This window comes from Nocardia sp. NPDC049526, from assembly GCF_044465765.1.
Classification (GTDB): Bacteria; Actinomycetota; Actinomycetes; order Mycobacteriales; family Mycobacteriaceae; genus Nocardia.
The window spans coordinates 12,766-28,832 of the sequence record NZ_JBITMA010000021.1 but is presented as its reverse complement, the minus strand read 5'-3'; the positions used below and the strand labels follow the sequence as shown (position 1 = coordinate 28,832).

Sequence of the window (16,067 nt, the reverse complement as noted above, 5' to 3'; positions counted from 1 at the left end):
GCGAACGGGTCGCTCGTAAGACTCGCTCCATCGGGGTCACCGATAGCGGATCGCTCGGCCACCGATGCACACGCCACGGATGGTCGAGTCCCGCGACGTCGTCGCATGCGCTTCGACGACTCGGCTGTGTTCGATGGCCGCGCCTTCGGCGCGGACGCGAGACGGGCCGCGAACGTTGTTGCGTTGGTCAGGCGCGCTGACTGCTGATCGATACGACTTCGCCGGTGAGGTAGGTGGTGTAGTCACTGGCCAGCATGGCGATCGTGGCGGCGACTTCCCAGGGTTCAGCCGCGCGGCCGAAGGCTTCGCGTTCGGAGAGGCGGTCGAGGAGTTCGGTCGAGCTGACCTTGTCCAGGAAGGCATGCCTGGCGATGCTCGGGGCGACGGCATTGATGCGGACGCCTAGTTCGGCGGCCTCGACGGCGCTGCAGCGGGTCAGGGCCATGACGCCGGCCTTGGCGGCGGCGTAGTGGGCCTGGCCGTATTGCGCGCGCCAGCCGAGCACGCTGGCGTTATTGACGATGACACCGCCGTGGCCCGCATCGCGGAAGTAGCCGAGGGCGGCGCGGGTGCAGCGGAAGGTGCCGTTGAGGGTGATGTCCAGGACTCGGTCCCACTGCTCGTCGGTCATATCGACGACCGGTGTCTCGCCGCCGAGTCCGGCATTGTTGACCATGATGTCGATGCGGCCCAATGCCGTTGCGGCGCCGCGGATCAGCTCGTTGACCTGTTCGGTGCTCTGCACATCGCACACGATCGAGGCGACCCGGCGCTCCGGGAATTCGGCCTTCAGTTCGACCTCGGTTTCGGCGAGACGTCGCTCGTGCCAGTCGGATACGACGACATCGGCACCCTCCGCGAGCAGCCTGCGCGCGGTCGCGGAGCCGATGCCGGTGCCCGCCGCCGCGGTGATCACGGCATTGCGGCCGGTCAACAGACTGTGTCCCGGAATGGGCTGCGGCGCAATGGAAAGCGGTCCGTTCATGGGCGAGCCTCCCGCGGCAGGCCGAGCACGCGCTCGGAGATGATATTGCGCTGCACTTCGTTCGAACCTCCGTAGATCGTGTCGGCGCGGGTGAACAGATACAGCCGCTGCCATTCGTTGAGATCGTGCTCATCGGCCACCAGTCCGGCGGGGCCGAGCACGGCCATGGCCAATTCGCCGAGGCCGCGATGCCAGTTGGCCCACAACAGCTTCGAAACCGAGGCCTGGCCGCCGTCGTCGGCTGTGCTGTCCTGCATGGTCCGCAGCGCGTGAGCGCGCAGCACGCGCAGCCCGACCCATGCCCTATCGATGCGGTCGGCGATCAACGGGTCGTCAGCCGCGCCGGTGCGGCGGGCCAATGCCTCGATATCGGCCAATTCACGCGCGAATCGGATTTGCTGGCCGAGGGTGGAGATGCCGCGCTCGAAGGTGAGCGTGCCCATGGCGATGCGCCAACCGTCACCGGGTTCGCCGACGACCAGGTCCGCGGCGGTGCGGGCATCATCGAAGAAGACTTCGTTGAATTCCGAGGTGCCGGTCAGCTGGATGATCGGGCGGACCTCGATACCCGGCTGATGCATCGGAACCAGCAGGTAGGAAAGGCCCTTGTGCCGGGTCGAACCCTTTTCGGTGCGTGCGACGACGAAGCACCAGTCGGCCACATGGGCCAGCGAAGTCCAGATTTTCTGGCCGTTGATCGACCATTCATCACCGTCGAGCTGGGCGCTGGTGGTGATGGCCGCCAGGTCCGAGCCCGCGCCGGGTTCGGAGTAGCCCTGGCACCACAGCTCGGTCACATTCCGGACGCCCGGCAGGAATCGCTCCTTCTGGGCCTGGGTGCCGAAGGCCAATACCGTCGGACCGAGCAGTTCCTCACCGACGTGGGAAACCCGCGCGGGCGCATTCGCCTTGGCGTATTCCTCATGGAAGATCACCTGCTGGCTCAGCGAGGCCTCGCGCCCGCCCCACTCCTTGGGCCAGCCGAGGCAGGTCCAGCCGGCGGCGGCCAGATGCCGGTCCCAGGCGAGGCGTTCCTCGAAGGCCTCGTGTTCGCGGCCGGGCCCGCCGAGTCCGCGCAGCGCGCGGAACTCACCATCGAGGTTCTCGGCCAACCACTCGCGCACTTCTGCGGAAAACCGCGCGTCCTGTGCGGCAGTGTCGGAATCTGAGGTCTGGATAGCAACCACGCCGGTAGGATAACCTACCAAGCACTTGCTTTGTTAGAGCCTGACCGCTTTTATCGAGCAAAGGCAGCAAAAGACCCCGCCGACGGTGAGGACACCCGTGACAACCCCTGCACAAACGACACCCATGGCACTGCACGATGCCGCGCGCATCTTCGGCACCGCGCCCGCCCTCGGCGACGGCGACGTACGGCTGGACTGGGCGCAGTTGCTGGCGGCGGTGCAGGAGGTGGCGCGGGCGTTGATCGCCCGTGGCGTGCAGTCGGGCGATCGGGTCGCCATGTGGGCGCCGAATACCTACCACTGGGTGATCGCCGCCCTGGCCGCGCACTACGCGGGCGCGGCCTTGGTGCCGTTGAATACCCGCTACGTCGCGGACGAGGCCGCCGACGTGCTGGAGCGGGTCGAGGCCAAGGCGCTGTTCATTGCCGGGACCTTCCTCGGCAGGGATCGGTTGGCAGAATTGCGTGCCGCAGCACCGGAATTGCATATCGATACGGTGGTGGTCATTCCGGTCGAGTCGGATACCGACGATCCCACCGCGCTGAGCTGGTCGCAGCTGGCGAAAATAGCCGAATCCGTTCCGCCGGCCGATGCCGTGAAGCGTGCCGAAGATGTCGACCCCGAGGATATTTCCGACATCCTGTTCACCTCCGGCACCACCGGACGCAGCAAAGGCACGTTGGTCGCGCATCGGCAGGCGCTGTCGGTGGTGCGAGCCTGGGCCGAATGCACCACCCTCGACAGCTCCGATCGCTATCTGGTGGTGAGCCCGTTCTTCCACAACTTCGGTTACAAGGCAGGCATTCTCGCGTGCCTGGTGACCGGCGCGACGATCATTCCGCAGGCGACCTTCGACGTGCCGGTGACCATGCGATTGGTCGGCGAAGAGAAGGTCACGGTATTGCCCGGACCGCCGACCATCTACCAGACGATCCTGGATTTCCCGGACCGGGACAACTTCGACCTGAGCACCCTGCGGGTCGCCGTCACCGGCGCCGCGACCGTACCGGTGGTACTGGTCGAGCGCATGCGTTCGGAACTCGACTTCGATGTCGTCATCACCGGCTACGGGCTGTCCGAGGCCGCCGGATTCGGCACCATGTGCCGCGCGGACGACGATGCCGCGACCATCGCGGGCACCTGCGGCCGGCCGATCGCCGATTTCGAACTGCGGCTGAGTCCGCAGGGTGAGGTGCTGCTGCGCGGCCCGAATGTCATGCTCGGCTATCTCAACGATCCGGAGAGCACCGCGGAAACCATCGATACCGAGGGCTGGCTGCACACCGGCGATATCGGCACGATCGACGAGCGCGGCTATCTGAAGATCACCGATCGACTCAAGGATATGTACATCTCCGGCGGATTCAATGTCTATCCGGCGGAGGTGGAACAGGCGCTGGCCCGGCTCGATGGGGTGGCCGAATCCGCGGTCATCGGCGTGCCGGATACCCGAATGGGCGAGGTGGGCAAGGTATTTGTGGTGCGTAAGCCCGGCGCGGGGCTGACCGAGGAGCAGGTGCGCGCACATGCGAGCACGGTGCTGGCGAATTTCAAGGTGCCGCGATTCATCGAATTCCGGGACCAATTGCCCTATAGCGCGGCCGGGAAAGTGCTGAAACGTGAACTACGTGAGGAGAAGTCGTAATGTCCGAGATCCCCTATGAGCCGGACGTCGTCACGTACGAACGGCGCGGGCGGGTCGCCATCGTGACGCTCAACCGGCCCGACTACCGCAATGCGCAGAACTCGGTGATGACCTACGCCCTCGACGCGGCCTTCGAACGCGCGGTCGAGGATCCCGAGGTCGGCGTAATCGTCCTGGCGGGCAATGGGAAGCACTTCAGCGCCGGGCACGATATCGGCACTCCCGGCCGTGATCACCATGTGCGCTACCAGAACAAGGCCGCGCTCTGGTGGGATCACGTCGACAAGGTCGGCGGTGACCAGCGTTTCGCACGCGAGCTCGAGGTGTACCTCGGCATGTGCCGGCGCTGGCGGGAAATTCCGAAGCCGACCATCGCCATGGTGCAGGGCGCCTGCATCGCGGGCGGGCTCATGCTGGCCTGGGTCTGTGATCTGATCATCGCTTCCGATGACGCCTTCTTCTCCGATCCGGTTGTGCGCATGGGTATTCCGGGGGTGGAGTACTTCGCCCATCCGTGGGTGATGGGTCCGCGCGCGGCCAAGGAGTTCCTGTTCACCGGTGACCGATTCGATGCGGCGCAGGCCAAGGAATGGGGCATGGTCAACCGCGTCGTGCCGCGCGACCAGCTCGAGACCGAAACCCTCGAACTGGCCGAAAAGATCGCCACCATGCCGCAATTCGGGCTCGCGCTGACCAAGAAGGCGGTCAACCAGGCCGAGGATCTGATGGGCATGCGGGCGGGCATGGATTCGGTATTCGGCCTGCATCACTTCGCGCATGCGCACAATGCCGAGGTCGGCGCGGATTCGCTCGGCGGTATGAACGCCAAGTCGATGAAGACCACCGCGACGACCGCGGCCTCGACGTCCGAGCAGAACGGGACAACGTAGTGGATCTGGATCTCGATCAGGCGACGCAGGAATTCCAGCGGGAAGTCCGCGAATTCCTCGCCGCAACCAAGCCCGCGAAACCGCTGCCTTCGATGGATACCAAGGCCGGGTTCGAGGCACATCGCGAATGGGAGCGCACGCTCGCCGAGGCCCGGCTGTCGGTTGTCGCCTGGCCGCGGGAGTACGGCGGGCGCGATGCCTCGCTGCTGGAGTGGGTGCTCTTCGAGCAGGAGTACTACGCTGCCGGTGCGCCGGGGCGGGTCAGCCAGAATGGCATATTCCTGCTGGCACCGACGCTTTTCGAGCACGGCACGCCGGAGCAGCTGGAACGGATCATGCCGCGGATGGCACGCGGTGACGATATCTGGGCGCAGGCCTGGTCCGAGCCGGAGGCGGGCAGCGATCTGGCCGGTATCCGCTCGACCGCGCGACGCACCACCGGCGGCTGGTTATTGAGCGGTCAGAAGACGTGGAGTTCGCGAGCAACGTTCGCGGACTGGGCATTCGGACTGTTCCGCAGCGACCCCGATGCCGTGTCCGATATGGCGGATGCGGGGCCCTCCGTGGTTACGCAGGCTGCCGCCTCCGGGCCTGACCGCAGCAGCCGAGGGCGGCACCGCGGACTCACCTATGTGATGTTCCCGCTGTCCGCGGATGGTGTTTCGGTGCGGCCGATTCCGCAATTGGACGGGGAGCCCGGCTTCGCGGAGATCTTCCTCGACGATGTCTTCGTGCCCGATCGCGATGTGATCGGCGAGCCCGGCGAGGGCTGGCGGGTCGCGATGAGTACCTCGAGCAATGAGCGCGGACTTTCGCTGCGGTCCCCGGGCCGCTTCAGCGCCACCGCGCAGCGGCTCATCGATCTCTGGCTCGACACCGGCGACCGCACCAATACCGCGCAGCGGGATGCGGTGGTGGACGCCTGGATCGGCAGCGAGGCCTATCGGCTGCACACCTTCGGCACGGTCACCCGGTTGAACGAGGGCGGCAAGCTGGGCGCGGAATCCTCCATCACCAAGGTGTTCTGGTCCGAATTGGATATCGCCATGCACGAGACCGCGCTGGAGGTACTCGGCGGTGCGGCCGAGCGGTCCGGGTCGTGGACAGACGGCTATCTGTTCTCGCTGTCCGGCCCGATCTACGCCGGTACCAATGAGATTCAGCGCAATATCATCGCCGAGCGGCTGCTCGGACTACCGAGAGGGAGCAGCCGATGAGATTCGCGCTCAGCCCGGAACAACTCGACTTCGGCACCAGCCTGCGCAAGCTGCTCGACGCCGGACGGACACCAGCCGCCGTGCGCAATTGGGCCACGGGTGATCCCCGGCCCGGACGCGGGCTCATTCGGCAGCTGGCCGGTGCTGGTGCGCTCGGTCTTGCCGTCGAAGAGCAGCACGGCGGTGCCGGTGCGGAACCGATCGATCTCGTCGTCGCATTCCAGGAGATCGGCCGCGCCGCCGCGCCCGGACCGCTGGTCGAGACGGCCGCCGCGATACCCGCACTGCTGCAGTCCCTTCCGGATACCGCACCGGCCGCACGCTGGCTGCCCGAGTTCGCGGACGGTGCGGCGCTCGGCACGCTGGCATTCACGTCGGCCGAGCACGGCACGGTCGCGTTGGATGCGGATACCGCCGACGTGGTATTTGTCGCCGACGGTAATCAGCTCCGCACCGGACATCGCGCGGGTCTGGTGCGATCGGTCGATCCGGCGCGGCGACTGTTCGTCGTCGAATCCGATGCCGTTGTGGCCGAAGGTGAGCAGGTGCTCGAGGCGGTCGGGGCTGCCTTCGATTCCGGTGCGCTGGCCAATGCGGCGCAACTGCTCGGTGCGGGACGGGCACTGCTGGCCGCCGCCACCGAATATGCCAAGCAGCGCAAGCAGTTCGGTAAGCCGATCGGCGAATTCCAGGCCGTCAAGCAGAAGTTGGCCGATGTGCTGATCGGGCTGGACCTGGCCGAACCGCTGCTCTATCGGGCGGCATTGACGATGGGTGAAACCACGCGCGGGCGCGACGTTTCGGCTGCGGTGATCGCCTGCGGTGATGCGGCCTATCGGGCCGCGCGGGCGGCGCTGCAGGTGCACGGCGCGATCGGGTACACCGCCGAGTACGACCTGTCGCTGTGGTTGACCAGGGTGACCGCGCTGCGCTCGGCCTGGGGTACACCGGATCTGCATCGTTCCCGGATTTCCCGCGCACTGCGCGACGAGGCTGTTCGGGACCGGGCGCTGCGAGGTACGAAATGACTGCATCGCGTAGCGATTCGATGGGGGCCGGCGCTCGGGCGACGGGTGGGCCGAGCACCGAACATCAGGAATTCATCGCCTCGGTCCGGGCGCTGCTCACCAAGCACGCCGGATCCGCCGCCGTACGCGCGGCAATGGATACCGAACTCGGCTATGACGAGACGCTGTGGCGGCTGCTGTGCGAGCAAATCGGTGTCGCGGCGCTGGCGATTCCGGAGGAATATGGCGGGTTCGGTGCCAGTCTGGTCGAATCCCTGCTGGTGGTAACCGAATTGGGGCGCACACTGGCCGGGGTGCCGATGCTGGGTTCGGCCGTGCTCGGTGCGCAGGCGGTGCTGTTGTCCGGTGACAGTGCGGCGTGTGAGCGGCTGCTGCCCGAGGTCGCCGAAGGCGCCCGTACGATCGCGGTGTGCTGGGCGGGCACCGGCGGCTGGGCTGAGCCGGGTGTGCATTGCGAAGACGGAATACTTTCCGGCACAGCGCATTACGTGCTCGATGGGTTGCATGCCGACACGCTTGTCGTTGTAACTTCTGACGGACTGTTCGAGGTCGAGTCGGGTGCCGCAGGCGTCACCCGGCGCGCTGTCCCGACCATGGATCCGACTCGCAAGCTCGCCGAAATCACGTTTGCGGCGGTTCCGGCGCGGCGGCTCGCTTCGGCGGATCCGGCGCTCACCGCCCGGCTGCACGAAATCGCTTGGGCCGCAGTGGCTGCCGAGCAGGTTGGTGCCGCCGAACGGTGCCTGGAGATGACGGTCGAATACGCCAAGTCCCGGGTGCAGTTCGGACGGGCGATCGGTAGCTTCCAGGCGCTCAAGCACCGCATGGCGGATATGTATGTGCTGGTGGAGTCGGCCAAATCCGCGTCCTATGCGGCGACGGTCGCCGTGGCGGAGCAGAGCCCGTCCGCTGCGGAGGATGTCTGGGCGGCGCGGACGCACTGTTCGGAGACGTTCACGACGATCGTGGCCGAGATGGTGCAGTTACACGGCGGCATCGCCATCACCTGGGAACATGACGCGCATTTGTTCTTCAAGCGCGCACATGGTGATGCGGAGTTGTTCGGGCGGCCGCGCAGGCCACTCACCCAAACCGCCTGACGGTCACGCGCCCCGGCGGAGTCCCCGGGGCGCTATCGTTTGGACAGGTCGGGTAACGCCCTCGCCATATATAGTTAGCGTATGTAATAATATTCTATGCAGCAGGCTCAGGTGGCAACAGCAGATGACATCGTGGTCGACCTACTCGTCACCGCGGGCCGGCTGACCCGGCTGGCCGGGGTGATCAGCGGCGACGATCTGCCGCGAGCCGTGATGCGCGCACTGGCGGTGCTCGATGAACACGGCGCGGTGCGCGTCAGCGAATTCGCTCGTATCGATCGATGTTCACAGCCGGCGGCAACGGCGCTGATCGGCAAGCTCGTCGCGGATGGATACGCCTCCCGACGCAAGGATCCGGATGATTCCCGGGCCGTCGTCGTCGAGCTCACCCCGGCCGGACGCACCCGCTTGACGCGTGCCCGCGGCGCCTTCGGCGAGGCGATGGCGGCGGGGCTCACCGGTTTCGATATCGAACGGTTGGCCCGCATGGAAAGCGATATGAAGGAACTGCTGGACGCGCTCAAGAAGGCGATGCCGCAGCATCTGTCCAGGTCGCGCTAGCCGACTCGGCGGGTCGGACCGGAGTACGGTCGGAGAGTATGACCGATGAGAAGCGTGGCCGAGTCAAGGTAGCGACCAGCCAGAAGCGAGTCCGGGTCTACCTCGGCGGTCAGTTGGTCGCCGATACCGCCCGACCGGTCCTGGTCTGGGAGAGTCCGCACTACCCGACCTACTATCTGCCCGTCGCGGATCTGCACGCGAAACTCGAGCCGAACGGCACCAGCGCGAAATCCCCCAGCCGCGGCACCGCGACCGGATACGACGTGGTCGTCGACGGCACCACCGCGTCCGGAGCGGCGGTGCGCTATCACGACTCCCCGTTCACCGAACTGAACGAGCTGGTGCGCCTGGACTGGAACGCCATGGACGAATGGTTCGAAGAGGACGAGCCGGTCTATGTCCACCCGCGCGATCCGTACACCCGCGTCGACATACTCGCCAGCTCCCGCCATATCCGCGTCGAAATCGACGGCACCACCGTCGCCGACTCGCACTCCCCCCGCATCCTCTTCGAAACCGGCCTCCCCGCAAGGTATTACCTCCCCCTGACCGATGTCCGACAGGACCTGCTGAGGCCCTCGGCAACCCACACCAGTTGCCCCTACAAGGGCACCGCCGACTACTGGACCGTCCACATCGACGGCAAGGAATACCCGGACATCGTCTGGGGCTACCGCACCCCGCTCCCGGAAAGCCAGAAGATCGCGGGCCTGGCCTGCTTCTACAACGAGAAGGTCGATATCTACCTCGACGGCGAACTCCAGGACCGCCCGAATACCCCGTTCAGCTGACCGCTCACCGAAGCTCGGCTGATCAGACCGCGATCAGTGGGGGCTGGTCGTCTGCGCGACGGTATTGGCCTGGGGCCTGGCCGTATTCGCGTTTGAAGGCCTTGGCGAAGGCGAATTCGGAGGTGTAACCGACCTTTCGGGCGATGGCGCCGAGGGGGCTGTCGGTGTCGCGGAGCAGGCGGGCGGCGGTGAGCATGCGCCAGCGGGTGACGTAGGCCAGGGGTGGTTCACCGACGGTGGCGGTGAAGCGGCGGGCCAGGGTGGCTCGGGAGACGCCCGCGATATCGCTGAGGTCGGGGACGGTCCAGGTGCGGGCAGGTGCTTCGTGTACGGCGCGCAGTGCGGCGGCGACCGCCGGATCGGCGAAGGCCCCCGCCCAACCGGTGGCGGGTTCGTCGACGGCCTGTTCGTCGAACCAGGCGCGCAGCATGAACAGGAGCAGGGTTTCCAGAATGACGGGGACGGCGGCATCGCTGCCTTGTTTCGGTTCGGCGACCTCGGCGGCGAGCAGGTCGACGGCGGCGCGCAGGGATGGGTGGCGGCCGGGACGTGCCGGGAGATGGATGAATTCGGGGAGTTCGTCGAGCAGCGGATGGCTACGCTGCCTGCCGAGTTCGTATGCGCCGCACAGCAGGGCGGTGCGCGCACCCGGTCCGGTGATCTCGCGCAGCTCCCCCGGCTGCGCCTTCTCGGTGACCGCGCTGTCGAGGCGGTCGAGCAGATCGTGGTCGGCGCCGCGCGGCATGAACAGGACGTCGCCGACACCGAGAGCTATCGGTTCGCCTCCGGTCGGCACCGCCCAGCACGAACCCTGCAGCACCACATGGAAACCCGCGCCGGGGACGACCGGATAGGCACGGCCCCATGGTGCGTGCCGGATGAACAGGCCGGAGGTCGGGTTGCCGGTGCGGATGGCGGCGATGGTTTCGCTGAGAATGTCCACTCGTTCACCATACCTCCACCCAATGAGCGTTTCAGACATCAGACTGCGTATATCAGCCATTCATATGCTCAAAATCTGTCGATAGCGTCTTACTCATGACAACGACGAATATTGCCGTCTACGGTGCCACCGGCCACACCGGCGGCTACCTGCTCACCGAATTACATCGGCGCGGAATCACCCCGATCCTGGTGGGCCGCAGTGCATCTCGGATGCAGGCCGCAGCAGTGGCAGCCGGGGTGCCCGATGCCGAGATCCGGGTCGCGGCACTCACCGATCACGACGCACTGGTCGCCGCCTTCACCGACGCGGACGTCGTCATCAGCAGCCTGTCCGCGTATGTACACAATGGCGAGCCGGTGCTGGCGGCGGCCATCGCGGCCGGGGCGCACTACACGGATCTGTCCGGCGAACAGCTTTTCCTGAAGCGGGTTTTCGACGAGTACGGCGCGAAAGCCGAGGCCGCGGGCGTGACGGTGATCCCCGGCGTCACCGACAACAATGTGGCGGGCGATCTGCTCGCCCACCTGACCGCGCGCCGGCTGACCGGACCGGTCGAGATCGTGCTCAGCCATCTGAGCAAGAGCGGCGGCAACGGTTCCAAAGGCAGCGCGAAAACGGTCTTCGCCAGTCTCGACTGGTTCCGCAGCGGCGGCTGGCACTTCCAGGACGGCGAACTGTGCACCGGCACCACCGCACGTCACGCCGAGATGACATTTCCGGGCCACACCGCGACCACCTCCGTTGCAAAATTCCCACAGCCACCGGTGATCACGATCCCCAGGCACACCGATGTGTCATATGTGGAAGGGGTCCTGGACACCGCCATCCTCGACCTCCTCGGTTCCTTCACCGAGGAGATCATCGACTCACTCCCCGACGAGCCGAGCTCCGACCTCCGCTACGACGTGGTCGTGGATGCCTACGACACCAGCGGACATTCGGCCCGCGGCGTGGTAAGCGGCGGCGACTCCTACCGTGATTCAGCTCTGGAAGCAGCAGAAATCGCAGTCCGCCTGGCGAAAGGAACAACCAAGCCCGGAACATTGTCCATAGCCGAAGCCTTCGACGCCGAAGAACTCCTCGACGCCCTCGCCCTCTTCGACATCACCTGGCGCATCACCGAATAACGCCGCGCTCAGCCGGCCCCACCGGAGGACTCACCGCGCATCAGCGCCCCGAGCGACTCGCGGTCGGTCACGTCCATCTTGATGCAGGCTCGATAGAGGTGGCCCTCGACCGTGCGGACCGAAACCGTGAGGCGATCGGCGATCTGACGGTTGGACAGCCCTGCCGCAACGAGATTCGCGATTTCACGTTCGCGGGAGGTCAGCGGCAACGGCTGGGCCGCCTGGCGCAAAGCCGGCGTGCTGGCACCACCGCAGGCCGCGGCGAGACGGTTCGCGGTGGCCGCGGATTCGAGGAGGCGGCGGCGGTCACCGGCACGTTCGTGGGCGGATGCGGCTTGGGCGGCGGCATCGGCGGCGGAGAGCATGGCGCCGATGCGCTCGAATTCGGCTGCGGCCGCGTCCAGCCCGGGTCCGTCGTGAGCCGCGAGTGCCACCGCATGGCGCGCCTGGACCTGCACCAGTTCGCCGTCGACCCGGGCGGCCAGGTCGGCGAGCCGGCCCGCCACGGAATGGTCGCCGAAGCGAGCGGCCGTATGCAGTGCCATGGCCTCGATGGCATGCTGATGTGCGCGCGCCGCCGCGTCGGCGGCGCCCATGGCAAGTCGGATGGCGGGAGTGACGGTGCCTTCCGCGGCGGCCGCGCAGGCGCGCGCGATCTCCAACTGCGGGTCGTAGACCGCGCTGTGCCTGCCGCCGCGAGCGGCCGCCTCGGCAATGGATTCGGCTGCCTCCGGAGCCCGCCCGAGTGCCGAATATGCCTCGGCCAGACGGATTCTCGCCGGAATATGCCAAGCGGCGGCACCCTCGGCGGTGAGCGCGGCCAGCGCCTGTTCGAGATGTTCGATCCCGTCCAGGAAGCGGCCCTGCGCCACGTCGACGGTGCCCTGCAAGATCTTCGACATGCCCCACGCCAGGTACTGGCCCGGTGCCGAGTAGCCGAAATACCCCGAGGCGCGCCGGCGTGCGGCCTCGAGATCACCGGTGCAGATCAGCGCGAGCACCTCGGCATGGGTCGAGATGAACCGGTTGAGTCCGTCGATATGCGACTCCACCTGATGTCCGCGGGCCGCGTACTGTCGCGCCGCCTCGCCCTTACCCATCAGCGCCAGCGCCAGGCCACCGCCGAAGGCGGCCCACCAAACCGCCCACGGTGGTGCGCCTTCGGTCTCCATCACCGACTCGGCCCCGGAAAACGCGTCCTCGAGCAGATTTTCGTGGACCGCGCACGCCGCGGCCAAGCCATCGAAGGTGGCCATGATCTTCGGATGCTGCACCTTGCCGCGCAGCATCGCGAGCACCTCGTCGGCACGCTCGGCATCGCCCATGGCCCAGAACAGATTCGAGACCCGGGTGCTGCCCCAGCGGCCCAGCTGCACCTCGTTCATCCGATCCGGATCGAAGCTGGCGAGGGTGCGTTCGGCCTCGATGCGATGGCCCTGCCACAGCAGCGCCCGAGCCAGCAGATCCGCGGCCTCCACCCCGCCGCGACGTTCCACCGCGGCCCTGGCGAAACGCTCACCGAGTGGCAAATTGGCCAGCCCGATCGCATCGGCGGCGGCCGCCTCGAAGAGTTCGAGATCCGCGGACTTATCGCTGTCCAAGGCCAATTCGGCGAGCCGGATGCGGTCCGGCGCGGAATTGATCGCGCGTTCCCTGAGCGAGGAGTACAGCCGACCGCGCAGCCGCCGGGCCGAGGCGATGCCGAGCCTGCGCCGGATTACCTCGCCGAACAGTGGATGGTTGTAGCGCACGATCAACTGGTGGGTGTTCTCGACAACCCTGATGAGACCGCGGGTTTCGGCGGCCTCCACGGCTGCCTCGCCGGCCAGTTCGGAGAGCACGTCGAGATCGATGGGCTCGCAGAAGGTGAGCAGTTCGAGCACCCGCAGCACCGGTTCGGGCAGCTGCTCGACCCGATCCTCCAGTAGCGCAGCCAGTTCCGAGGTCACCGCAGCCCGGCCGCGCAGCTGCCAGACGCCGTTCACCTGCCGCAGCGAGCCCGCCTCCAGCGCACCCTCCACCAAATGCCGCAGAAACAGGGCGTTTCCGCCGGAGGACTCCCACATCAGGTTGGCGGTGAAGCCTTCCAACTGCCCGCCGAGCATCGACTCCACCAGATCGACGCTCTGCCGCTGCGTGAACGGAGTGAGGTCGATGCGCAGCAGATGGCCGTCTTTCCATAACGAGGTCACCGCATCGGGCACTTGCACCCCGCTGCGCACGGTCGCGACGATATGCGCGGCCTTATCGATGGCCAGCTGCAACAGCAGTGTGGCCGAAAGCTGATCGAGCAGGTGCGCGTCGTCGACACCGATGATCGCGTGCCCGTCGGCGAGCAGCGCCTCGCGCGCGGCGGACATGAATGTCACCGGATCATGTGCCGTATAAACGCCGACCATATGGGCGAATACGCCCAGCGGGATGCTACGGGCCGATTCCGTACCCGCCACCCACCGGACATTGCCGCCTACCGCAGCCGTCGCCTGTCTCGCCAGCGTCGTCTTCCCGACTCCGGCGTCGCCCGTCAATACCGCACCGACGTATTCAGTTCCGGTGAGTGCCGCGCGGATCGCTTCGAACTCGGTCTCGCGCTCGATCATCGGCCAGTTCCGAGCCATAGCTCTTACTGTAGTTCGTCACGGATCATGATCGACGACAACGAACCATGAACGGGCGCACCGGCTCCGCCGTTTCAGCTCCTAACCGAGCACGTCGTGGCGCACAATCGTCTGGTCACGCCCCGGTCCGACGCCGATACAGGAGATGCGGGCGCCGGACAACTCCTCCAGGCGCAAGACATAGGCCTGGGCGTTGGCAGGCAGTTCCTCGAACGTCTCGACATGTGAAATGTCTTCCCACCAACCAGGCATCTCTTCGTAAATCGGCTTGGCGTGGTGGAATTCGGTCTGTGTGGTCGGCATCTGCTCGACCCGCTTGCCATCGATTTCGTAGGCGACGCAGATCGGCACCCGCTCCAGACTCGACAGGACGTCCAGTTTGGTGAGGAAGAAGTCGGTGACGCCGTTGACCCGAGTCGCATAGCGCGCGATGACCGCGTCGAACCAGCCGCAGCGGCGGGCTCGTCCGGTGGTCACGCCGACCTCGCCGCCCTGCTTGGCCAGGAATTCACCGAAATTGTCGAATAGTTCGGTCGGGAACGGACCCGAGCCGACGCGGGTGGTGTAGCACTTCAGGATGCCGAGCACCGTCGTGATCTTGTTCGGTCCGACGCCCGCGCCGACCGCCGCACCACCCGAGGTCGGGTTGGACGAGGTCACATACGGATAGGTGCCGTGGTCCACATCGAGCAGAGTGCCCTGCGAACCCTCCAGCAGTACGGTCTCGCCGCGCTCGAGCGCCAGATTCAGTTCCAGGCGGGTGTCCGCGATGCGGTGCCTGAAGCTCTCCGCCTGTCCGAGTACCTCATCGACCACCTGCTGTGGGTCCAATGCGCGACGGTTGTAGATCTTCACCAGGACCTGGTTCTTGAATTCCAGGGCCGCCTCGACCTTCTGGGTCAGGATCTTCTCGTCGAGCACATCGGCGACGCGCACGCCGACGCGGGCGACCTTGTCCTGATAGCACGGCCCGATGCCGCGACCGGTGGTACCGATCTTCTTATTGCCGAGGAAGCGCTCCGTGACCTTATCGATGGCCACGTGGTACGGCATGATCAGATGCGCGTCGGCCGAGAGCAGCAGTCCGGAGGTATCGACGCCGCGCTCCTCCAGTCCGGCCAGCTCGGCGAGCAGGACGCCGGGATCGACCACGACACCATTGCCGATGACGTTCGTCACGCCCGGCGTGAGAATCCCGGACGGGATCAGATGCAGCGCGAACTTGTCGCCATTGGGCAGAACGACCGTGTGACCGGCGTTATTACCGCCTTGGTACCGCACCACCCACTGCAACCTGCCACCGAGCAGATCGGTTGCTTTGCCCTTACCCTCGTCGCCCCACTGGGCGCCGATCAGGACGATTGCCGGCATGGTCGTGTCTCCTACGGTTCGACGCGCAGTACCTCGTGTACTGCAGCTACCTGCCGTATCGAGGCGGTGGCCGGAAGCACAGTCTACCCAACGCGTTCGAGGCGGCATCGAACCGGATCGCAGGCAAGGCTCCCGACCTACGCACCCCCAACGGAGCGAGTCTTACGAGCGACCCATTCGCGGCCCGTCTCGCGTCCGAGCCGTCGAAGCGCATGCGCCGCAGGCGTCGGACTCGACCATCCCTCGCGCGTGCACCGATGGCCGAACCATCCGCCATCGGCGACCCCGACGAAGCGAGTCTTACGAGCAACCCGTTCGCGGCCCGTCTCACGTCCGAGCCGTCGAAGCGCATGCGCAACAGAGGCGGGACTCGACTATCCGTCGCGCGTGCACCGGTGGCCGAACCATCCGCCATCGGCGACCCCGACGGAGCGAGTCTTACGAGCAACCCGTTCGCGGCCCGTCTCGCGTCCGAGTCGTCGAAGCGCATGCGCAACAGAGGCGGGGGACTCGACTATCCGTCGCGCGTGCACCGGTGGCCGAACCATCCGCCATCGGCGACCCCGACGGAGCGAGTCTTACGAGCAACCCGTTCGCGGCC

13 protein-coding genes are annotated in these 16,067 nt (G+C 66.5%); 8 read left to right on the top strand and 5 right to left on the bottom strand.

Going from position 1 to position 16,067, the window contains the following annotated elements:
- Positions 1–187 precede the first annotated feature (187 nt).
- Both ACIBW7_RS39260 and ACIBW7_RS39255 read right to left on the bottom strand, forming a co-directional pair.
- Positions 188–985, bottom strand: a complete 798-nt coding sequence (locus tag ACIBW7_RS39260; protein WP_397055549.1) for an SDR family oxidoreductase — start codon at positions 983–985, stop codon at positions 188–190.
- Entirely contained in the window at positions 982–2,172 is a 1,191-nt protein-coding gene (locus ACIBW7_RS39255; RefSeq protein WP_397055547.1) for an acyl-CoA dehydrogenase family protein, read from the bottom strand. The genes ACIBW7_RS39260 and ACIBW7_RS39255 overlap by 4 nt, the downstream gene beginning before the upstream one ends.
- 97 nt (positions 2,173–2,269) lie before the next feature.
- Between ACIBW7_RS39255 and ACIBW7_RS39250 the strand changes: the two genes are divergently transcribed.
- From ACIBW7_RS39250 to ACIBW7_RS39220, 7 genes are all read left to right on the top strand, one after another.
- Complete coding sequence (locus ACIBW7_RS39250) at positions 2,270–3,817, top strand: FadD3 family acyl-CoA ligase (RefSeq protein WP_397055545.1); 1,548 nt, start codon at positions 2,270–2,272, stop codon at positions 3,815–3,817.
- Positions 3,817–4,707 (top strand): enoyl-CoA hydratase, encoded by an 891-nt coding sequence (locus ACIBW7_RS39245; RefSeq protein WP_397055543.1) that lies wholly within the window; start codon positions 3,817–3,819, stop codon positions 4,705–4,707. Before ACIBW7_RS39250 ends, ACIBW7_RS39245 begins: the two co-directional genes overlap by 1 nt.
- Positions 4,707–5,924, top strand: a complete 1,218-nt coding sequence (locus ACIBW7_RS39240) for an acyl-CoA dehydrogenase family protein (RefSeq protein WP_397055541.1) — start codon at positions 4,707–4,709, stop codon at positions 5,922–5,924. The genes ACIBW7_RS39245 and ACIBW7_RS39240 overlap by 1 nt, the downstream gene beginning before the upstream one ends.
- Positions 5,921–6,952, top strand: a complete 1,032-nt coding sequence (locus tag ACIBW7_RS39235; protein WP_397055539.1) for an acyl-CoA dehydrogenase family protein — start codon at positions 5,921–5,923, stop codon at positions 6,950–6,952. The genes ACIBW7_RS39240 and ACIBW7_RS39235 overlap by 4 nt, the downstream gene beginning before the upstream one ends.
- A gap of 20 nt (positions 6,953–6,972) precedes the next feature.
- The gene (locus ACIBW7_RS39230) at positions 6,973–8,052 is read left to right on the top strand and encodes an acyl-CoA dehydrogenase family protein (protein ID WP_397055718.1); all 1,080 of its coding nucleotides are present in this window, start codon (positions 6,973–6,975) and stop codon (positions 8,050–8,052) included.
- A gap of 111 nt (positions 8,053–8,163) precedes the next feature.
- Entirely contained in the window at positions 8,164–8,613 is a 450-nt protein-coding gene (locus ACIBW7_RS39225) for a MarR family winged helix-turn-helix transcriptional regulator (protein ID WP_397055537.1), read from the top strand.
- Between the two features lie 38 nt (positions 8,614–8,651).
- Positions 8,652–9,404 carry a DUF427 domain-containing protein gene (locus ACIBW7_RS39220; RefSeq protein ID WP_397055535.1) on the top strand — a complete coding sequence of 251 codons (753 nt, stop codon included), beginning with the start codon at positions 8,652–8,654 and terminating at the stop codon, positions 9,402–9,404.
- 22 nt (positions 9,405–9,426) lie between these two features.
- Here ACIBW7_RS39220 and ACIBW7_RS39215 read toward each other — a convergent pair whose 3' ends face one another.
- Positions 9,427–10,347 carry an AraC family transcriptional regulator gene (locus tag ACIBW7_RS39215; protein ID WP_397055533.1) on the bottom strand — a complete coding sequence of 307 codons (921 nt, stop codon included), beginning with the start codon at positions 10,345–10,347 and terminating at the stop codon, positions 9,427–9,429.
- 95 nt (positions 10,348–10,442) lie between these two features.
- Here ACIBW7_RS39215 and ACIBW7_RS39210 point away from each other — a divergent pair, with 95 nt between their 5' ends.
- Entirely contained in the window at positions 10,443–11,477 is a 1,035-nt protein-coding gene (locus ACIBW7_RS39210; RefSeq protein ID WP_397055531.1) for a saccharopine dehydrogenase NADP-binding domain-containing protein, read from the top strand.
- A gap of 8 nt (positions 11,478–11,485) precedes the next feature.
- Here the strand turns inward: ACIBW7_RS39210 and ACIBW7_RS39205 are convergent, their stop codons facing one another.
- Both ACIBW7_RS39205 and ACIBW7_RS39200 read right to left on the bottom strand, forming a co-directional pair.
- The gene (locus ACIBW7_RS39205; RefSeq protein ID WP_397055529.1) at positions 11,486–14,095 is read right to left on the bottom strand and encodes a LuxR C-terminal-related transcriptional regulator; all 2,610 of its coding nucleotides are present in this window, start codon (positions 14,093–14,095) and stop codon (positions 11,486–11,488) included.
- 81 nt (positions 14,096–14,176) lie between these two features.
- Entirely contained in the window at positions 14,177–15,466 is a 1,290-nt protein-coding gene (locus ACIBW7_RS39200; RefSeq protein ID WP_397055527.1) for an adenylosuccinate synthase, read from the bottom strand.
- Positions 15,467–16,067 lie beyond the last annotated feature (601 nt).